Here is a 19,454-nt window from a genome sequence, read left to right as displayed (position 1 = left end):
CCCGGTCCACCCGATCGGGGAGCTTCCGCGTGGACGTCACCACCAGCACCCACCGCTGGTTGCTCGGGGTCGTCGCCGTCATCGTCCTCGTCACCGGGGCCGGGCTGGTCACGCTCTGGCCGAGCGCTGACGCCCTCCCCGCCGTCGACGAGGCGCCCGAGCCGCTCGTCACCGCCGAGGTCACCGCCGTCGAGCTGACCGGCGAAGCCGCCGACCCCGCCGTCGGGGGAGGCGCCGTCGCGGACGTGCAGGTCCGCCTCCTCGAGGGTGACGAGGTGGGCCGGGACGTCACCCTGCGGGTCGACCTCGACGGCCTGCCGGCCATCGAGCCGGGCGCCCGCGTGGAGCTGGCACGGACGGTCGGTCCGGACGGCGACGTCGACTACTTCGTCACCGACTTCCGGCGGCTGCCGACGCTGGCGTTGCTCGTCGGGCTGTTCATCGCGGCGGTGCTCGTGGTCGGGCGGTGGCACGGGTTGCGATCGTTGCTCGGACTGGCGATCTCGTTGCTGCTCATCGTGCGCTTCGTCGTGCCCGCCATCCTGGCCGGCCAGAACCCCCCGCTCGTGGCGCTCGTCGGCGCGCTCGCGGTGATGGTCGTGACCCTCTACCTCGCGCACGGTGTGAACGAGATGACCACCGCCGCCATCGTCGGCACCGCTGGGGCGCTGGTGCTGACCGTCCTGCTCGCGCTGGTCTTCATCGACCAGGCGGCCATCACCGGGTTCGCGTCCGAGGACGCGGTCTTCGCCCGCCAGCAGGTGGACGGTCTCGACCTCCAGGGCCTCGTGCTCGCCGGCCTCATCATCGCCGCCCTCGGTGTGCTCGACGACGTCACGGTCTCGCAGGCCTCGACGGTGTTCGCGCTGCACGAGACCGACCGGACCCTCCCCTTCGTGACGCTCTTCGCCCGCGCGATGAAGGTGGGTCGCGACCACATCGCCTCGGTCGTGAACACGCTGTTCCTCGCCTACGCCGGTGCGTCGCTGGCGCTGCTGGTCATCTTCTCGACCGGCGGGCTCGCCACCGCAGAGATCGTCAACTCCGAGGTGCTGGCGGTCGAGATCGTCAAGACCGTGGTGGGCTCGCTCGGGCTGATCGCCGCGGTCCCGCTGACGACCGCGCTCGCGGCGCTCGTCGCGGTCCGTCGCCCCGACGGGGCCCCGGCACTGGCGGTCGCCGACCACGGGCACGGCCGCGCCGCCGGCCCTGGCTCGGCTCCTGCGCCGTACGCCGGTGGAGAGACCGAGCCGGTCGACGACGAGGAGCGCGCCGCCCGCGCGTGGGCGCGCTACCTGCAGGAGCACGGCGTCGGCTCGGATGACGACGGGGATGCCCCGGACGCGGCCGACCCCGACGCCCCGCTCTCGGATCGTCCGCCCCGCGACCGTGGCTAAGGTCCCGGCGCGCTGGTCAGGGTCCGGGAGGGATGCCGGGCCTCGGCGTCGAACGAGTGCCGCGAGGCCGCGAGGCGGCCGAGGGAGGGACCGCCCGTGGAGTCGTCACCGCTGACCGAGATCGGTCTACCGATCGCCCTGGCGATCATCATGGTCGGGATCGGTCTCACGCTGACGGTCGGCGACTTCCGTCGCGAGCTGAAGACCCCGAAGGGGGTGGTGGTCGGCTCGATCGGTCAGCTGTTGCTGCTGCCCGCGCTCGGGTTCGTGATCATCTCGGTGCTCGACCTCGACCCGGCCATCGCGGTCGGGCTGATCATCGTCGCCGCGTGCCCCGGGGGGACCACCTCCAACCTCATCAGCTTCCTCGGCCGTGCCAACGTGGCGCTGTCCATCGTCCTGACGGTGGTCGCGTCGATCGTGACCATCGTGTCGCTGCCGCTGTTCACCGACCTCGCCATCGACCTGCAGGCCAGCGTGCAGGCCGACGGCACGAGCCTCGAGGTCCCGGTCCTGCGCACCGTCCTCACGCTCGTGGCCGTCGTGCTCGTCCCGGTCCTGGTCGGGATGGCTGTCCGCGCCCGCGCCCCCCACCGGGCGGCCTCGGCGGAGAAGGCGGTCGCGATCTTCGGTGCGGTCCTGCTCGTCGCGCTCATCATCGGTATCGCGCTCGCGGTCGACGACGTGGTCGGGCTGATCCGCCAGGCCGGCCCCGCCGTGCTGCTGCTCAACATCGGTGGCATCGTGATCGGCGCCGTCCTCGGCCGGTTCGCCGGACTGAACTGGACCGACCGCCTGACGCTGGCCATCGAGCTCGGGGTCAAGAACTCCACCCTCGGCATCCTCCTCGGAGGCCTCCTCGGCGACCTGACCTGGGCCGTCCCCTCGGCGGTCTACGGCCTGCTCATGTACGTGTCCGCGGGGGTGCTCGTGCTGATCGGGCGCCGCCACGACGACGTCGCACCACCGGTTCCCACGCACACCTGACCGCACCCGGGGTGTCCCGACGGCCCCGTCCGCTGACACTCCCGCGGTTGCCCCGTATCCTCTGCAGGTCCCGCGCCGGAGCGCAGCGCTCCCGGGACAGAACACCACCTCCCGAGCACCACCACGGCCCGCTCGTGGCGGTCCGGCCGCGGGACTCCGCCGGGGGACCGGACGTCGCTGAACGCGGCAGTCACCCCCCCGCGGCCGCCCGCGCGCGTCGGACCCAGGACGAGCCCCACAGGGACGAGACGGAAGCCCCTTGACCGACGTCACCCCCACCTCCGAGCTGTTCGAGCGTGGCGCCTCGCGGGGCTACGTCCTGCTGAGCGAGCTCCAGGACCTGTTCGACCCGCTGACCCACCCCGAGAACTGGGTCGAGGACACCGCGCAGTCCGCGCGCGACCTCGGGATGCAGGTCCTCGACGACCTCGTCGAGGACGCCGATCGCCCCGAAGCGCAGCCGCTGTCGGCCTCGTCGGACTCCGTGCGGCAGTACCTCAACGAGATCGGGCGTACCGACCTGCTCACCCCCGAGCAGGAGGTCGACCTCGCCAAGCGGTACCAGGCCGGGCTCGCCGCCGACGCGATCATCGCGTCGGGGACCAAGCTCACCCCGCGCCGCAAGGTGCAGCTGCGCATGGTCGGACGTGGCGGCGAGCGCGCCAAGGACCACATGATCCGCGCCAACCTCCGGCTCGTGGTGTCGGTGGCGCGCAAGTTCCGCGGTCGTGGCGTCGACCTGCTCTCGCTCATCCAGGAGGGCAACCTCGGCCTCATCCGCGGCGTGGAGAAGTTCGACCACACCAAGGGCTACAAGTTCTCGACCTACGCGACCTGGTGGATCCGTCAGGCGCTCCAGCGTGGTCTGGCCAACACCGGGCGGACCGTCCGCCTCCCCGTGCACGTCCACGAGCTGATGGGCAAGGTCCGGTACGCCGAGTTCGCGCTGCTGCAGCAGCTCGGCCGCGAACCCACCGAACACGAGATCGCCGCCGAGCTCGGTCTGCCGGTCGAGCGTCTGCGCGAGGTCAAGCTCGCCGCCCAGGACGTCGCCTCGCTCGACAAGCCGATCGGTGAGGACGGCGACGCCACCATGGGTGAGCTCGTCGCCGACGAGGACGCGATCGACCCGGAATCGTCCGCGACGGCCGTGCTCGCCAAGCGCGAGGTCGAGCGTGCTCTCGCCGCGCTCACCGACCGCGAACGCACCGTGCTGATGCTGCGGTACGGGCTGATGGACGGCGAGGAGCACACCCTCGAGGACATCGGTGCCCAGTTCGGGCTGACGCGCGAGCGCATACGGCAGATCGAGAAGAAGACCCTCACCAAGCTCCGCCACCCGTCGCGCGGCTTCCAGCTGCGCGGCCTGCTCGACAGCGTCGACGCACCGAGCTGAAGCTGCTGAGGCTCCGACGCGCGTCGACGGCCGGTCTGGCCGTCGTCGCGCTCGTGGTCGCGGCGTGTTCGTCGTCCGGTGAGCCGGCGGCCAGCGACACGACCGAGGGTGTCGCGGACGACCCAGCTGCCACCCCGCCACCAGCCGCTCCACCTGCCGTCGCTGCGCCGCCCGTCGTCGAGGCGCCGCCAGCCGCACCTGCCACCGCCGTTCCGGCATCGCGCGCCGAGCTGACCCGCTGGCTCGAACAGGTCCTCGACGCGGCCGGTCGGGCGGCGCCAGGTCTGACGCTCGGCGTCCTCGTGGTCGACGAAGCCGGGCGTGAGGTGGTCGCGCTGGCGCCCGACACCCCGCTGATCCCGGCGTCCACGCTCAAGCAGGTCACCGCGGCCGCGGCGCTCACGACGCTCGGGCCCGGGGCGCGGCTGCCGACCACCGTCGAGGCGACGGCTGGCATCACCGGCGACGGGACCCTCGACGGCGACCTGCTGCTGCTCGGATCGGGTGACCCGACCCTGGTCACCGAGGAGTACGCGCGGATGGTCTACCCCGCGCGTCCCCGGACGTCGCTGGATGCGGTCGCGGACCGGCTCGTGGAGCTCGGCCTCCGGCGTGTCACCGGGCAGGTCCGGGGCGCCGCACCGGGGTTCGCCGAGCCGACGCTGCCGGAGGGCTGGCCCGACCGGTACCTCGACAGCCTCGACGGCCGCTACCCCGCGGGCCTCACCGTCGATGGCGGCCTGGTCACACGCATCGAGCTCCCCGAGGTCGACGATGGACCGGAGGGGGAGGGCTCCGACGGGCCCGCTGCTGACCCGCCGGACGCTCCGCCCGACGGCGACACGAGGGCCGCACCGGACGACCCGCCGACACCGATCAACGTGCTCGAGCAGCTGGCCGCGCTCGACAGCGACCAGCCCCCCACCGTCCGCACCTCGCTCGCCATCGACCCGGTCCAACACGCGGCGGCTGAGCTGACCCGGCTGTTGCGCGAACGTGGCGTGGAGGTGATCGGATCGGCGACCTCGGAACCTGCTGAGCTCCCGAGCACCGGACGGCTCGTCACCGCGGTCTCACCGTCACTGGCCGACGTGCTGCGCTTCACCGTCCAGCGCAGCGACAACCACCTCGCCGACGCGCTCGCCCTGGTGGTCGCACGGACGCGGACGCGGGATGGCAGCTGGGCGGCCGTTCCGCGGGCCTTCACCCAGGTGCTCGAACGGTTCGACGTGCCGGCCGAGGGCCTCGTCGTCGCGGACGGCTCCGGGCTCTCCCGGGCCGACCGTCTCACGGCGCGGACGCTGACCGACCTCGATCGCCGCATGACCGACAACCCGCGGTTCGGGGCGACCTGGCGCTCCCTGCTGTCGGTCGCCGGTGGCTCCGGCACGCTGCGGGACCGCTACGTCGGCACCGTCGCCGAGGGCCGGCTGCTCGGCAAGACCGGGACGTTGCGGGACGTGACGAGCCTGACGGGCCAGATCATCTCCGCGACGACCGATCCGCTGGCGGCCAGCACCGTCGGTGAGCGCCGCTACCACCTGACGGTGCTCGGCAACGGGGTCGACGGTGCGAACCGCGCTGTCGTCCGCGCCGTCATGGACGAGGTGACGTTGGCCCTGACCGCGGACCTCGACGGGTGCTCGCTCGCTCGGGCGGGTGAGGATGGGCCGCTCGGTCAGCCACCGGTCGCCGTCCGATGCACGTCGGGCTAGTCCGACGGGACCATCTTGTCACCATTCCCGCGTTCTGCCGGGCGGTGACGCCGTGGTCAGACGTACGGTCCGGCCGTCGCGGATCCGTGCCTCTCGGCGTCCGCCCACCTGACGATCAGGAGCCGGCTCGTGGCCCGCATCAGAACCCTCACCATCGGTGTCGCTGTCGCGGCACTGGTCGCCACGGCGGTGCCGGCCGGTGCCGCCGAGACCACCTTCGCCGCGCGTGCGGCGAGCGCTGGTCTCACGCTCGATCTGGCGGGGACCGACCTGCTCGACCTCGGCGCCACCCGCGCGGCGATCGTGCCGGGTGAAGCGCGCGCCATCGTCGCGCCTCTCGCGCTCGGTGGCACCCCGGTCGGAGACCGGGACGCGCAGTCGGACGGCCCGCGGGTCACCGACCCAGCCGCCGGCAGTGACCGTTGTGAGGGTGTGATCCCGGCGCCGCTCAGCAGCATCATCGGGGCGGGCCTGTCCTGCGGCGACGCGAGCGCCGAAGGCGACGTCCTGGAGGCCTCGGCCACCGGTGGCGTCGCCGAGCTGTCGGTCCTGAACGTCGACAGCGCCCAGCTCGGTGATCTGACCGACCTGCTGGCCACGCTGCCGCTCGATGCGATCCTCGACCCCGTCCAAGCGGAGCTCGACGGCGAGCTCGCCGGCCTCCTCGACCAGGTCGGTGACGCGTGCGTGAGCGCACTCGGCGTCCTGAACCTCGACGGTGGCGGCGAGGGCGGCTCGCTGCCCGGCGACCTCGACGGTGTGATCGGGGAGCTCGAAGGTGTCCTCGATGGCCTCGGCCTCGGTGGTCTGCTCGGTGGCGGTGGTGACGGCGGTGGCGACGGCGACGCTGGTGGACTGCTCGACCCGGTCGTCGGCCTCCTCTCCACGGCGTCGGCTGCGGACCCGCTGACCGACCTGCTGGGCCAGCTCACCGACGTGCTCGACAGCATCACGGGCACCCTGCCGGTGGCCTGCGACGTGCTCGGCGACCTGACCGACGCGCTGACCGGCGGCGACCTCCTCATCGACCTGACGAGCGGTGAGCTGCTCGGTGCCCTCGCCGGTGCCGAAGGCGCCCTGACGGTCACCCTGCTCGCGACCGAGAGCGCCGTCGCCCGCGACGGGGACACCGTCCACGCCGCGGCCGGTCCGGCCGATGGCGGGGCGGTCCGGATCGCCCTCGACATCCCGCTGCTCGACGACCTCCTCGAGCCCGTGCTCGTCGGTGCCATCGCACCCGTGCTGAGCGAGCTCCAGACCCTGCTGGCACCGCTGAACGACGTGACCAGCGACATCCCCGTCGTGGGCGACCTCGTCTCTTCGCTGTTGACCGAGGGCACCATCGGTGAGCTCGTCGACGGTCCGCTGCTGGCGGTGGGCGTCGCACCGGGGTCGGCCACCGCGACCGGTGACCTCGGGACCGAGGAGACCTCGGGGACGGCCACGAACGCGGTCGTGACGCTCGACGGCTCGCTCTTCGCGCTGCCGGTCCTCGCCGGGCTCGACGACGGGCTGAACGACGTCTCCCGCCGGCTCGATACCGCCCTGCTGAGTGAGCTCCGGGCCACGCCGCTGGTCGACCTCGTGTCGGTCACCCTGCTGCCGCGGAGCGTGGAGGACACCGAGCTCGAGGGGCTCGCCGGGACGCTGGCGACCTCCGGGACGGCGTCGGTCCAGGTCCTATCGGCCATCGGTGACCCGCTCATCGACCTCGACGCCGCCCCGGCAACCGCGGCCGTCGGTGTCGGACCGCTGGATGGGACGACGCCGGGCGGTCCGGGCGTCCCGGTCGTGCCCTCCGGTCCGGACGGCCCGTCCCCGGCGAGCCCCTCCCAGCCTGGTGGTCCGACCTCACCTGACGGGAGCCCGGCCCGGCCGGGTCTGCCCGCCACCGGCGGCGGTGCGGCGCTGCTCGGGCTGGCCGCGCTCGGAGCCGCAGCGACGCTGCGACGTCGCGGCTGAGCTGACCCGAAGGGACGGACGGAACCCCTCGGTGCCCTGCGCGGATCGCGCGGGGCACCGGTGTATCCGCCCCACCTCGTGGACCGCTCGGCTGCGTCCCCCGAGACCGGCCTCGGTCGGGATGGCCGGATGCGCTCGGTTCGGGGGTGGCGGGACCTGCCGCGTACGGTGCGCGGGCCGGGTCGGCGCTGCGGTGGCGACCAGAACCTCCGAGGAGAGCTGTCGTGGGACGACACGAGGCCGATCTGACCATCATCGGTGCCGGGCCCGCGGGCCTCTACGGCGCCTACTACGCCGGTTTCCGGGGGCTCAAGGTCGCGGTGCTCGACTCGCTACCCGAACCCGGCGGGCAGGTCGCGGCCCTGTACCCCGAGAAGATGATCTTCGACGTCGCGGGCTTCCCGGCCGTCAAGGGGCAGGACCTGATCGAGCGGTGCGTCGAGCAGGCCGCTCCCTTCGACCCGACCTACCTGCTCGGCCACCGCGCCGAGACGCTGACCAAGCAGGACGACGGGTCCTTCGTCATCGGCACCCACAAGGGCGCCGAGGTCGCCACCAAGGCCGTGGTCATCACCGGCGGTATCGGCACGTTCACGCCCCGTCCGCTGCCCGACGGCGACGACTACGAGGGCAAGGGCCTGGTGTACTTCGTCCGCGAGCTCGAGGTCATGCGCGACAAGGACGTCCTGATCGTCGGTGGCGGTGACTCGGCGTGCGACTGGGCGCTGAACCTCGAGGGCATCGCCCGTTCCATCACCCTCATCCACCGCCGCGACCGCTTCCGTGCCCACGAGGACTCGGTCAACAAGCTCTACGAGTCGAGCGTCCGGGTCTTGACCTTCACCGAGGTCGCCAACATCCGCGGCGAGGACGGCATCGAGTCGGTCGAGGTGTTCCACAACAAGACCGACGAGCGCGAGACCCTGAAGGTGCAGGCCGTCGTGGCCGCCCTCGGGTTCAAGTCCGACCTCGGTCCGCTCAAGAGCTGGCACATCGAGATCGATGGCCGGCACGTCCTGGTCGACACGCGCATGGAGACCAACCTGCCGGGGGTCTTCGCCGCTGGTGACATCACCGACTACGACGGCAAGGTGCGTCTGATCGCCGTCGGTTTCGGCGAGGCGGCGACCGCGGTGAACAACGCGGCGGTCTACATCGACCCGAGCGCCCGCGTCTTCCCCGGCCACAGCTCCGGCTGAGTTCGCTCAGAGCCGGTCGACGGGGACGACCCGCAGGCGCGGACCGAAGGCTGGCGGTCGCTGGCCCGCGCTGGTGACCAGCCGGACCACCCGTCCGCGGTGACCGGCGAAGGGCGCCAACAGCTCCAGCATCTCGTCGTCGGTGCCCCGCGGTCGACCGGCGAGGTTCCACGCCACCTGGTTCTTGACGTGGAAGTCGCCCACCTCGACCGCGTCCGGATCTCCGGCGGCGCTCCGGAGCGTGAGCTCGGCGGTCCACGGTCCGATACCCGGGACCAGGCAGAAGGTGCGCAAGCGAGCGTCTCGTGCCAGCTCGAGCGCCCGCTCGAGCTTCGTCGCGTGCTTGGCGGCGCTCCGCACGGCTGCGGCCCGGGACCGTTCCACCCCCGATCGGTGCCACACGTGGTCGGGGAGGGCGGCGCAGACCTCCGGCGACGGCGCCAGCGACAACCCGAACGCGCCCGGTGCGGGCGACCCGTGCTGACGCACCAGCCGGGTCCACGCCCGCGCCGCCTCGCCGCCCGTGACGCGCTGGGCCAGGATGGTCGGCACGAGCAGGTCCCACGCCGTGCCGGTCCGCACGATCCGCAGGCCGTGCCGTTGGCGGTGGGCGCGGGTGACGAACGGGTGGCGCTCCGGCGTGAAGCCGTCGAGGTCATCCTCGGCGCCGACCAGGGCGGGTGCGTGGTCCAGGGCCCAGTCCGCACCCGGGCCGTACGCCCGCGCGTCGAAGCGTCGCTCGCTGGTCCGGACCAGGTGGATCGTCGCGGCGCCGGCCGGCGTCACGCTGGCGCGAACGACCTCGTCCGGTCGCAGCCGGATGGTGGGGTCCTGCGCGCTCGAGACCAGCGGCGACAGCGATCGCCGCAGGTCGACCGCGAGGGGAACGCTGAAGGACCGCATCGGTGGGACGCTACCGGCCGTCGGTACGACGGGACCCACGCCGAGGCGTGGGTCCCGGTCTGCGCGGCGCGGCTCAGGCCGTCGGGTCCGCCACGTACCGCAGGTACGGACGCGGCGCGTCGATCTCACCGAAGCGTTGTCGGGCGTCCTCGTCGGACACGGCGGGCGTGACGATGACCTTGTCGCCCTTGGTCCAGTTCGCCGGCGTCGCGAGCTGCTCCTTCGAGGTCAGCTGCAGCGAGTCGATGACGCGCAGCAGCTCGTCGAAGTTGCGCCCCGTCGATGCGGGGTAGGTGAGCGTGAGCTTGACCTTGTCGTCCGGTCCGATGATGAAGACCGATCGCACCGTGGTGGTCTCGCTGACCTCCGGGTGGATCATGTCGTAGAGGTCGGCGACCTTCCGTTCCGGGTCGGCGATGATCGGGAAGTTGAGCTCGTCGACACCCTGGGTCTCCTCGATGTCCTTCTTCCAGACCTCGTGGTCCTCGAGCGGGCTCACCGACAGACCGATGACCTTTGTTCCGCGGGCGTCGAACTCGTCCTTGAGCTTGGCGACGGCCCCGAGCTCGGTGGTGCAGACCGGGGTGAAGTCCTTGGGGTGGCTGAACAGGACCGCCCAGCTGTCACCCTTCCAGTCGAGGAAGCTGAGCTCGCCCTCGGTGGTGGCGGCGGTGAAGTCGGGAGCGGTGTCTCCGAGGCGGATCGACATCGTGCGGGAACCTCTCGATCGGGGCGCGCGCGGGGGGCGCGACGTGGTACCCCGACGGTACGGCCCACCCCCACGGCCGGTCAGGGTCCGACCGTGTGAACGGTGCGAACGGCCGCACGGGGTGACGGTCAGGCCTCGTCGTCGCGAGCCTCGAGCCGCCGCAGGATGCCTCGCAGGGCGTCCTCGAGGGCGTCCGCCTCGGCGACGTCCAGGCCGGCGAAGGTCGCACTCAGCGCCTCGACGTGGGCGTCGAGGGCCGCGTCGATGGTCTCCCGTCCGCGATCGGTCAGGCCGACCCGGGTGCGGCGTCGGTCGTGGGCGTCCGGCGTCCGGACGATCAAGCCGGCCGCCTCGAGACGATCGAGCCGGTTGGTCATCGCCCCCGACGAGACGAGCAGCGACCGGTACAGCTCGGTCGGCGTGAGCTCGTAGGGCGGGCCCGCACGCCGCAGCGCGGCCAGCACGTTCTGCTCACCGTCCTTCAGGCCCCACGGCGCGAGGTGGTCGACCAGATCCCGGTCCATGTAACGCGTCAGCCGGACCAGACGAGCGACGAGGCGCAGCACCGAGGTGTCGAGCTCCGGACGTTCACGGGACCACTGAGCGAGCAGGTGATCGACGTGGTCGCCGGTGTCGTCGGTCGCGCCTGAGGTGCTCGGTCCGTCCATCTGCGGGACCCTAGCCGTGAGGGTTCGGACCACCCCGCCGGCACGTCCGGACGGACGATCCGGCGGGAGGCATCAGAACAGTGCGACCTGTTCGCCATCGGTGGCGGTCGCGACGACCGGTCGCACCCGGGAGGTGACGTCGCGGATCACCGCGTCGTAGCTGTCGTCGGGGTCCGACGGTGGTGGCGGCATCGGCGGTGGTGGCGGTGCCGTCACCGCGTTGCGGAACCTGGCACCGGCCCACGGGATGCCGAGATCGGCGCAGGCTGCGACCACACGTTCCGGATCGCAGCCTCCATCGACCGCTCCGACCACGTCCACCTCGAGGTGGGGGATCGGAGCCATCAGGACGAGGTTGCGTTCGACGTCAGCCCGTGAGGCACGCAGCCCGGCCTCGAGCTTCGGGTGCAGGTCGTGCAGTGCGGCGTAGATCCCGAGCACGCTGCCGTGGTCGCGGAGCAACCGTGCGGCGATCTTCGGCCCGACGCCGTCCGCACCTTTCAGCCCGTCGGAGGGGTCACCGCGCAGCGCGGCGAGATCGACGTACTGCCAGGGCTCGATGCCGTAGGTGGCCCGTACCGCGGCCTCGTCCTCGACGAGCAGGTCGGACATCGACGCGCGCGGCCGCAGCAGACGTGTCGTCGGGCCCACCACGGCGGTCAGGTCACGGTCCGAGGTCAGCAGGTCGCAGGACCAGCCCACCGCTCCGCACGCGTCCGCCGTCGCGGCGAGCAGGTCGTCGGCTTCGACCCCCTCCTGTTCGACGACGCGGAAGCCGCAGGCCTCGAGGTCGCGGCGGAGGGCCTGCAGGTGGCCGGCGAGATCGGGGTGGTTGGCGGGCCGGTGCGCCTTGTACTCCGGGTGCTCGAGCTTGCGACGGTTGACCGGGTGGTCGAAGCCCACGACCACCGCGTCGTACGGGCCGTAGGACCAGGCGGTCGCGAGCATCCCGAGGACCGTCGCGGTCACGAACGGCCCGGTCGGTTCGTCGCGGTGCTTGGCGTGGAAGGCCCGGTGTCCGAGCGAGTTGCCATCGACGGCGAGCACGGTGGGCAACGGGACGCTCCGTGGTGCGACGAGGCGGACGCGGACCGGACCGACCGTACCGGGTGGGTAGCCTCGGACCGTCCCGCCCCGAGCCCTCAGGAGCCGTCCGTGACCACCCGCATCGAGCGTGCGCTCGTCACCGGCGCGTCCGCCGGCCTCGGCGCGGAGCACCAGCGGTTCTCGGCGTGAACGACGCGCTGGTCGGGGTCGGCGTCCGGACCGTGACCCTCGGCGGTCTGCCGTTGCTGGTCGCCGCGGTCCCGTCGGGAGGTGCCGGTGGGGTCCTGCTCGATCACGTCGCCGACCGTGGCCTCGTGGTGCTGCCCGGTGTGACCGGTGTCGAGCTGCCGCGAGGTGCACGGCTCGGCTTCGTCGTGGACCGGACCGCGCTTCGGCTCGTCGACGAGCAGGACGCCACGCTCCTGCGTGCGCCCCGCGAGGGACTCGACGCGACGTGGCTCGATGCGGCGCTCCGGTTGCGGGGGACGATGACGGTGCTCGGCCGCGACGTCGAGGTCGATGCGGAGCTCGACGTCGCCACGTTGGTCGCCCGCCTCGATGCGGCAGCCGGCGACGGGCGCGTGCTCGGCGCGATCGTCGGGTTGCTCGAGGAGCGGCCGACGCTGCCGCTGTTCCTCTGAAGAGGCCGCGCGGCAACGACGTCGTGCTGTCCGATCCGGTCTACTCCTGGGGCGGGAGCACGACCACCGGGCAGTGCGCGTGCTGGACGCACTGCTGGCTCACGGAACCCAGAAGCAGCCCCGAGAACCCGCCGCGTCCACGTGAGCCGACGACCAGCAGCTCGGCGCTGTTGGCCAGTTCGACGAGTGCCCTCGCGGGCCGGCGGTCCTCGTGAACCACGACCTCGACCGGCAGATCGTGGTCGTCGAGCTGCGCGACCATGCGCTCGACGAGCTGCCGTGCGTGCCGGGCGGCTTCCACCGCGGTGTCCTCGATGGACCGCTCGGGGATGCCTATCGGCGCGGTCATGTCGCCGTAGCCGTACATCTGCCACGCCGGGGTGTGTTCGTAGACGTACACGGCACGTAACGCAGCGGTGCGCAGGCGAGCCTCGTTCGCTGCCCAGCCCAACGCCGCTCGTGACTCCTCGGAACCGTCGACCCCCACCACGATGACGCCCACACCGGCTCCTCTCTCGAGATGACCTGACCCGATGGTCGGGGGTGGCTCGATCACGGGCAAGGCCGGTCGGACACCCTACCGGGTCGTCGCTGGCTCGGCGAGATGTGCGGTCCGCGGACCTGGACCTGCTGACGGGTGGCACGGTTGGTGAGGACGTCGTGGTGGGTGCGGGGTCTGGCCAGCAGCCCCTGTTCGGTGGATTCAGGTTCCGTCGGGGCCGACGGTGGCGACCGGGGCGTCGGGTGCCGCCACCGGCCCGCGCGTGCCGGCGGCCACGGCGACGCCGACGAGGACGAGTGGCGCGCCGAGGGCGAAGGCGGCAGCCGGGAGCTCGCCGAGCAGCAGCCACGCCAGGATGCCGGCACCGATCGGCTCGGACAGCACCACCGTCGAGATGACCGTGGCGGGGACGTGGGCGAGCAGGGCGTTGAAGACGCTGTGGCCGAGCAGCTGGGGGCCGATGACGATGCCGGCGATAGCCGCCCACGTCCCGGCATCGAACCCCGCCAGCGGCACGCCGACCGCCAGGCAGGCCGGCAGCAGCACGAGCGCGGCGACCGCGTAGACCAGGCAGGAGTACACCGTGGCCGGGACGTCGCGGCGGGCGGCGCGGCCTGCCAGGAGGTAGCCGCTGACGGCGATCGCGCTGGCGAACGCGAGCCCGTCACCGAGCAGGGCGCGCGGCCCGAGGTCCACCGCGGTCAGGTCGCCGGCACCGATCACCAGCGCCCCGACGATCGTGACCGCCACACCGATCCCCGTGCGCCGGTCGGTCGGTTCGCGCAGGAACCACCACGCGCCGAGGACGACGAACAGCGGCGACATGGTCGCCAGCGTGGTCGCGGAGGCCACGGTGGTGAGGGCGAGCGACGCCTGGAACAGCCCGAAGTGCAGCCCGAGGGACGCGCCGGAGCCGAGCAGTTGGCGGCGGCGGGTCGCGGTGAGCGCGACCGGGCTGCGTCGGTGAGCCCGCCAGGCGAGCGGGGCCAGGGCCACCGACCCGAGCGCGCACCGCCAGAAGGCCACCGCCAGCGCCGGCGCCGCGCCCGCGGCGGCCCGCGCCACCTGGGGGTCGTCGCCCATGGCGTACCGCGACAGGATGGCCGAGGAGGAGACCGCCAGCACGCCGAGCAGCAACGCCCCGCCGACGGCGAACCGCGATGGTTGGCGAACAACGGACACGCGGCACCTCCAGCGGGGGCGGCGAGGCTAACGGGAGTCGATGCCGGGACCGGTCCGGTACCACTGACGCCGACCACGCGGAGGACGGAGGAGGTGTGGGCCTCGACACCCGCATCGGGCTCGGGATGACCGAGGACGAACGGTGGCTCCTCGCGCGCTTTCTTCGTCGGCGAGCATCTGCCGGTCCTCCCCGTGAAGCGTTCCAAGCGACTCGTCGTGCTCGCACGGTTGGCGCTCGAGTTCGAGCCGGGGGAGCGCTACCTCGAACCGAAGGTGGACCGGCGTCTCGGCCGCTTCAACCGGATAAGCACCTGTGTCCGGTCTGGCCTCATGGTCGCCCCGAACTGGAGGGCTCGATGGGAGTCTCGGACCGAGCAGTCCGCCGCCGCGCGGGTAGCCATCACGGGCGTTGCCTACTGGCTCGGCCCGCCCCGTCCTCGGCTTGCGGGGTCCCTACGTGGCGCTGGCGCCACACCAGCGCCCCGGTAGGCCGGCGCGCACCCATCGGTCGGGCTCGCGGGGTCCTGACGTGGCGCTGGCGCCACACGAGCACCCCGGTGGGTCGAGCGCACCGATCGGATGGGCTCCGGGTGTCCGGGTGTCCGAGGGGCCGACCAGGCGGGAACCGCCGTAGGTGCTCGATGCGTCGCCGTGTCGTCTCCCGGCCTGCGCCGTACGGTCACGGGCGGGCGAGTCGGCCGACCCATCGACACCCGTTGACGGACTCAGAGGGTGCTGAGGGCGTGGAAGCGGTCGAGGACGCGGACCACGTAGAGCTGGGTCTCGACGATGTCGGGGACGGCGTTGCCGGCACCCCGCACGCGTCCGGGCCCCGCGTTGTAGGCGGCGAGCGCCAGGTCGACCCGTCCGAAGGCATCGAGCTGGGTCGACAGGTAGCGGGCGCCGCCGGTGATGTTCTGCACCGGATCACGCGGGTCCACCCCGAGCCCACGCGCCGTACCTGGCATCAGCTGCGACATCCCGAGCGCGCCCGCGTGCGACACCGCGTCGGGACGGAAGTTCGACTCGGTCCAGACGATCGCCGCCAGCAGCCGCCCGTCGATGCCCTGACCTGCGGCGATGGCATCGATGGTGGCCGCCCACGCCCGTCCGTGCCCTGGGAGACCCGCGGCCCAGCTGGGTGGCGGGCCGTCGAGGGCCTCGATGACGCGGACCGGGACACGGACGCTCACCGCGGACAGCTCGAGCGCAGCGACCCGCGCCTCGAGCTCACGCACGAGCACCGCCCGAGCGGCCGCATCCGCCTCGAGCGTCGCCAACGCGGCCCGGCGGGTCTCGGTCTCCCGGGTGACGGTGGTGACCAGCTGCTCCTGCGTGGCGACGAGATCGGCGACGCGGCGACGCTCGGCTGCGGCGGTCCGAGCGGTGTCCACGGCGCGTCGCCGGGCGTCGCCGACCGAGGCGTTGGCGGTGGCCGTGGCGCGGGTGAGGGCAGCGTCGGCGTCGACGTCGGCGCGCTGGTCGGTCAGCAGCTGGTGCAACACGTCGCGCGTCACGGCGACCTCGTGGAGGTCACCCGCGCGGACCACGCCGCCGAACAGCAGACCGGGCGCCGCGCTCCCACCTCGCTTGTAGGCCGTCACCGCTTGCTCGGCGAGCCGGTCACGCCCGGTCCGGTGGCGCTCCGCGATCGCGGTGAGCTCGCTGGTCGCGGCTTGGAGGGTGGCTGCGGCTTCCCGTTCCTCGGCGGCCGACGCGTCCGCAGCCGTCGATGCGTCGGCCAGCTGGGCTCGGACCTGCGACAGCGAGGTCGCGGCCTCGCGGAGCCGGACGTCGGATGCCGCGACCTCATCGTTGACACGTCGCACGGCGGCGGCGACCTCGTCGAGCTCCCGGCTCGCGGTCGTCAGCTGGTCGCGGGCGTCGTCCAGCGTCGGTGCCGGTGAGCCCGACGCGCCACCCGCGGACACGACGACGATCACGCAGGCGGCGAGGAACGCTGCCAGCGGACCTCGACGCGACCTCGACCGCACGGACGACCTCACACACGTGATGGGCTGCCGGACGGCACCCCTCGCTCCATCGGCACCTCGGTGCCGCGACTTCAGCCCTAGTCCCCGGTGAGGTCCCGGAGGCCGCGGGCGTGGGACGGGTGGCGCAGCTTGGCGAGGGACTTCTTCTCGATCTGCCGGATGCGCTCGCGCGTCACTCCGTAGACCTCGCCGATCTCCTCGAGCGTCCGCGGGTCGGCACCGTCGAGCCCGTAGCGCAGCTCGATGACGCCGCGTTCGCGGTCGTGCAGCTGCGCGAGCGCGAACGCGACCTCGTGCCGCGCGACCCCGGCGGTGGCCTGGACCGACGGGTCGAGCGCGTCGTCGTCGGGGACCAGGTCCCCGAGTGTGCTGCCGCCGTCCTCGCCGACCGTGCGGTCGAGCGAGGTCACCTCCCGGCCCGCGAGCCGCAGTTCCGCCAGCCGTTCGACGGTGAGGCCGAGCGCCTCGGCCACCTCGGCGTCGGTCGGATCGCGGCCGACGACCTGCAGCAGCTCGAACTCGGTGCGCCGGATCTTGGCCACCAGCTCGTGTACGTGGACGGGCAACCGGACCGCGCGGGCCTTGTTCGCCGTCCCGCGGGTGAGCGCCTGCCGGATCCACCACGTCGCGTAGGTCGAGAACTTGTAGCCCTTGGTGTGGTCGAACTTCTCGACACCGCGCATCAGACCGAGGTTTCCCTCCTGCACCAGCTCCAGCAGGGACAGGCCCCGACCGAGGTAGCGGCGAGCGACCGAGACCACCAGCCGGAGGTTGGCGGTCACGAGCCGCTCCTGGGCTCGTTCCCCGTCGCGAACGAGGCGCCGCAGCTGCGCTCGGGCCGCGACCGTGCGCGCCGTCCCGTCGGCCAGCCGCGCGGCCGCCTCGAGCCCACCCTGGAGCCGCTTGGCGAGGTCGACCTCCTCCTCGGCCGTCAGCAGCGGGACGCGCCCGATGGCGTTGAGGTAGTAGCGGACGCCGTCCGTGGTCGATGGCGTGGTCGGTGCGGGGGTCGTCCCCGTGCCGTCATCGGTCAGATCGTCGACGACCTCGAGACCGCGGTCGCGGACCGTGGCGGCGAACCGGTCCGGCCAGTCCGAGGCGTCCTCGAGCGGATCGTGGAGGTCGTGGATCTCCGACAGCAGGACGTACCCGCGGCTCTCGACCTGGGCGAGCAGGTCCCCGAGCCCAGCACGATCACGATCCACGCGAGGCGCGACCGTACGGGCCTCGTCGTCAGCGACATCCTGGGCTGCCACGTCACTCCCCGGGGGCCGACGTGCACCGGATCGCTCCGCACGGTCCGCACGGTCCGCACGGTCCGGCCGACGGCTCCCTCGCCTCCCGGCTGCTCCACAGGCTAGTGGGCGGGCTCGTACACCGGCGGGCAAGCTCGGTCGCCGTCAGCCGTCGAGGTCCACGGCGAGCTCGAGCCAGGCCTCCTCGGCGCTGGCGAGTTCGGTGGTGACCTGGTCGAGTTCGGCCTGGAGCGCTCGGAGTCGGTCGGGGTCCGTGGCCGCCGTGATCATCGCGTCGTGCAGCTCGTCGCGTCGTCCCGTGAGGGTCGCGACCCGGGTCTCGAGCTGGCGGACGCGCTTGCGTGCCGCCTGCCGTTCGCGGTTGTCGCGGTTCGGTCCGCCGCGCGCGGGCCCCGACCCGGACGCGGTGGTGTTCGCCGCCGCTCGGTGCCCGTCCCAGTCGAGGTGTTCGGTCAACCGGCCGCGCGCCACCGCGATGGTGCGGTCGGTGAGCCGGTCGAGGGTGAACCGGTCGTGCGAGGCGACGACGAGGGTGCCGGCGAACCCGTCGAGGTGGTCCTCGAGCACCGCCAGCGTGTCGAGGTCGAGGTCGTTGGTCGGCTCGTCGAGCAGCAGGACGTTCGGGGCCGCCACCAGCAGGTGCAGCAACGCGACCCGACGTCGCTCGCCACCCGACAGCAGTCCGATCGGGGTCCGCTGGAGCTGGCCGTCGAACCCGAACCGCTCGGCCAACCGGTGCGCGGGCAGGGTCTCACCGTTGGCGAGCGGCACGTGGGTCGCGACGTCGAGCACGCTGTCGAGGACGGTCCGCGACCCGTCGAGCCCGGCCCCCGCGGACTGCTCGTACAACCCGAGCTGGACGGTGGTGCCGACCTTCACCTCGCCGCCGTCGACCGGGAGCCGCCCTGCCAGGACGTGGAGGAGGGTGGACTTGCCCGCGCCGTTCGGCCCGACGATGCCCACACGTTCGCCGGGACCGATGCCGAGATCGACCCCGTCGAGGACCTGCACGTCGCCACGTCGCAGGCTCACCCCGCGGAGCTCGAAGACGTCGTTGCCGAGCCGCCGGCGTCCCGTCCCGAGCTCGAGCGGCCGCGCGTCCTCGTCACCGCTGGCGGCCGCGCGGAGTACCTCGACCTGCTCGGTGCGGAACTTCGGTTTGCTGCTGCGTGCCTTCGGGCCGCGCTGGAGCCACGCGACCTCCTTGCGCAGCAGGTTGTTCGCCCGGGCCGTGGCCCGCTGTTCGGTGGCGGCCCGCTCGACCCGAGCCTGGAGCAACGAGGAGTAGGAGCCCTCGTGCCAGACGACGGTGCCCTCGCGGTGCGCCGAGGGCGGCACGAGGTCGAGCATCCGGTCGGTCACGCGCTCGAGCACGTAGCGATCGTGGGTCACGAGGACGACGGCGCCGGTCCGTCGGCGCAGCTCGTCCTCGAGCCAGTCGATGGTGTCGACGTCGAGGTGGTTGGTGGGTTCGTCCAGGATCAGCAGATCCGACGGGGGGAGCAGGGTCCGGGCGAGGTCGACCCGTCGGCGCTGCCCGCCGGACATCTGCGAGGTCAGCTGCGCGGGGTCGACCCGGAGGGCGGCCAGCAGCCGCTCGCCCTCGTCGGGGCGCGCCGTGGGATCGGCCTCGAGCACGGCGTCGAGCGCGGGGACGTCCGGCAGCAGCGGGTCCTGAGCGAGCATCCCGGTGCGCATGCCGCCCCGAGCCACGACCTGGCCCTCGTCCGGTGCGCGTTCGCCGGCGAGGATCCGCAGCAGCGTGGTCTTGCCCGACCCGTTCGGACCGACCAGTCCCACCCGGTGCTCGGAGGACAGGCCGAAGGACACGTCCGAGAAGAGGGTCCGACCCTCCACGGACGCGCCGACGCGGTCCACCGAGATGAGGTGCATGGC

At 72.8% G+C, this 19,454-nt stretch carries 17 protein-coding genes; 8 read left to right on the top strand and 9 right to left on the bottom strand.

Annotated features, from left to right (window positions below):
• The first annotated feature begins 29 nt into the window (after positions 1-29).
• The 6 genes from WEB03_RS01600 to WEB03_RS01575 all read left to right on the top strand — a co-directional run bounded on the left by WEB03_RS01600 (position 30) and on the right by WEB03_RS01575 (position 8,656).
• A complete protein-coding gene (locus WEB03_RS01600) occupies positions 30-1,397 on the top strand; it encodes a YibE/F family protein (RefSeq protein ID WP_368069218.1) in 1,368 nt (455 codons plus the stop codon).
• Positions 1,398-1,493: 96 nt separating this feature from the next.
• On the top strand, positions 1,494-2,384 hold the full coding sequence (locus tag WEB03_RS01595; RefSeq protein WP_368069217.1) for a bile acid:sodium symporter family protein: 891 nt from the start codon (positions 1,494-1,496) through the stop codon (positions 2,382-2,384).
• A gap of 259 nt (positions 2,385-2,643) precedes the next feature.
• Positions 2,644-3,780: an RNA polymerase sigma factor RpoD/SigA gene (locus tag WEB03_RS01590; RefSeq protein WP_368069216.1), complete on the top strand. Its 1,137-nt coding sequence runs from the start codon at positions 2,644-2,646 to the stop codon at positions 3,778-3,780.
• A gap of 53 nt (positions 3,781-3,833) precedes the next feature.
• On the top strand, positions 3,834-5,495 hold the full coding sequence (dacB, locus tag WEB03_RS01585; protein WP_368069215.1) for a D-alanyl-D-alanine carboxypeptidase/D-alanyl-D-alanine-endopeptidase: 1,662 nt from the start codon (positions 3,834-3,836) through the stop codon (positions 5,493-5,495).
• A 129-nt stretch (positions 5,496-5,624) separates the two neighbouring features.
• A complete protein-coding gene (locus WEB03_RS01580) occupies positions 5,625-7,457 on the top strand; it encodes a hypothetical protein (protein ID WP_368069214.1) in 1,833 nt (610 codons plus the stop codon).
• A gap of 224 nt (positions 7,458-7,681) precedes the next feature.
• On the top strand, positions 7,682-8,656 hold the full coding sequence (locus WEB03_RS01575) for an NAD(P)/FAD-dependent oxidoreductase (RefSeq protein WP_368069213.1): 975 nt from the start codon (positions 7,682-7,684) through the stop codon (positions 8,654-8,656).
• A gap of 6 nt (positions 8,657-8,662) precedes the next feature.
• On the opposite strand, the gene WEB03_RS01570 is transcribed toward WEB03_RS01575, so the two are convergent.
• The 4 genes from WEB03_RS01570 to WEB03_RS01555 form a co-directional block, all read right to left on the bottom strand.
• Complete coding sequence (locus WEB03_RS01570; protein ID WP_368069212.1) at positions 8,663-9,559, bottom strand: DNA-3-methyladenine glycosylase; 897 nt, start codon at positions 9,557-9,559, stop codon at positions 8,663-8,665.
• A 73-nt stretch (positions 9,560-9,632) separates the two neighbouring features.
• The gene (locus tag WEB03_RS01565) at positions 9,633-10,268 is read right to left on the bottom strand and encodes a peroxiredoxin (RefSeq protein WP_368069211.1); all 636 of its coding nucleotides are present in this window, start codon (positions 10,266-10,268) and stop codon (positions 9,633-9,635) included.
• Between the two features lie 128 nt (positions 10,269-10,396).
• Complete coding sequence (locus tag WEB03_RS01560) at positions 10,397-10,936, bottom strand: MarR family winged helix-turn-helix transcriptional regulator (protein ID WP_368069210.1); 540 nt, start codon at positions 10,934-10,936, stop codon at positions 10,397-10,399.
• A 72-nt stretch (positions 10,937-11,008) separates the two neighbouring features.
• Positions 11,009-11,983 carry a 5'-3' exonuclease H3TH domain-containing protein gene (locus WEB03_RS01555; protein WP_368069230.1) on the bottom strand — a complete coding sequence of 325 codons (975 nt, stop codon included), beginning with the start codon at positions 11,981-11,983 and terminating at the stop codon, positions 11,009-11,011.
• A gap of 185 nt (positions 11,984-12,168) precedes the next feature.
• On the opposite strand from WEB03_RS01555, the gene WEB03_RS01550 reads away from it, so the two are divergent.
• Positions 12,169-12,624 carry a hypothetical protein gene (locus tag WEB03_RS01550; RefSeq protein ID WP_368069209.1) on the top strand — a complete coding sequence of 152 codons (456 nt, stop codon included), beginning with the start codon at positions 12,169-12,171 and terminating at the stop codon, positions 12,622-12,624.
• Positions 12,625-12,664: 40 nt separating this feature from the next.
• On the opposite strand, the gene WEB03_RS01545 is transcribed toward WEB03_RS01550, so the two are convergent.
• Together WEB03_RS01545 and WEB03_RS01540 are read right to left on the bottom strand one after the other, a co-directional pair.
• On the bottom strand, positions 12,665-13,126 hold the full coding sequence (locus tag WEB03_RS01545) for a universal stress protein (protein WP_368069208.1): 462 nt from the start codon (positions 13,124-13,126) through the stop codon (positions 12,665-12,667).
• Positions 13,127-13,327: 201 nt separating this feature from the next.
• Positions 13,328-14,308, bottom strand: coding sequence for a DMT family transporter (locus WEB03_RS01540; RefSeq protein WP_368069207.1), 981 nt, complete (start codon positions 14,306-14,308; stop codon positions 13,328-13,330).
• Positions 14,309-14,485: 177 nt separating this feature from the next.
• Here WEB03_RS01540 and WEB03_RS01535 point away from each other — a divergent pair, with 177 nt between their 5' ends.
• Positions 14,486-14,797 carry a DUF2087 domain-containing protein gene (locus WEB03_RS01535; protein WP_368069229.1) on the top strand — a complete coding sequence of 104 codons (312 nt, stop codon included), beginning with the start codon at positions 14,486-14,488 and terminating at the stop codon, positions 14,795-14,797.
• 236 nt (positions 14,798-15,033) lie between these two features.
• Here WEB03_RS01535 and WEB03_RS01530 read toward each other — a convergent pair whose 3' ends face one another.
• The 3 genes from WEB03_RS01530 to WEB03_RS01520 all read right to left on the bottom strand — a co-directional run bounded on the left by WEB03_RS01530 (position 15,034) and on the right by WEB03_RS01520 (position 19,451).
• A complete protein-coding gene (locus tag WEB03_RS01530) occupies positions 15,034-16,302 on the bottom strand; it encodes a transglycosylase SLT domain-containing protein (protein WP_368069206.1) in 1,269 nt (422 codons plus the stop codon).
• Positions 16,303-16,379: 77 nt separating this feature from the next.
• Complete coding sequence (locus WEB03_RS01525) at positions 16,380-17,558, bottom strand: sigma-70 family RNA polymerase sigma factor (protein ID WP_368069205.1); 1,179 nt, start codon at positions 17,556-17,558, stop codon at positions 16,380-16,382.
• 144 nt (positions 17,559-17,702) lie between these two features.
• Positions 17,703-19,451, bottom strand: coding sequence for an ABC-F family ATP-binding cassette domain-containing protein (locus WEB03_RS01520; RefSeq protein WP_368069204.1), 1,749 nt, complete (start codon positions 19,449-19,451; stop codon positions 17,703-17,705).
• Positions 19,452-19,454: the final 3 nt, after the last annotated feature.

The organism is Nitriliruptor sp. (assembly GCF_040882075.1).
Taxonomy (GTDB): domain Bacteria; phylum Actinomycetota; class Nitriliruptoria; order Nitriliruptorales; family Nitriliruptoraceae; genus Nitriliruptor.
Note: the sequence above shows the minus strand (reverse complement) of the source record. Positions and strands in the feature narration are given on the sequence as shown.

Coding starts and splice junctions, on each gene's coding strand:
- WEB03_RS01520 (WP_368069204.1), bottom strand. CDS start 19,451: ATGCACCTCATCTCGGTGGACCGCGTCGGCGCGTCCGTGGAGGGTCGG.
- WEB03_RS01570 (WP_368069212.1), bottom strand. CDS start 9,559: ATGCGGTCCTTCAGCGTTCCCCTCGCGGTCGACCTGCGGCGATCGCTG.
- WEB03_RS01560 (WP_368069210.1), bottom strand. CDS start 10,936: ATGGACGGACCGAGCACCTCAGGCGCGACCGACGACACCGGCGACCAC.
- WEB03_RS01565 (WP_368069211.1), bottom strand. CDS start 10,268: ATGTCGATCCGCCTCGGAGACACCGCTCCCGACTTCACCGCCGCCACC.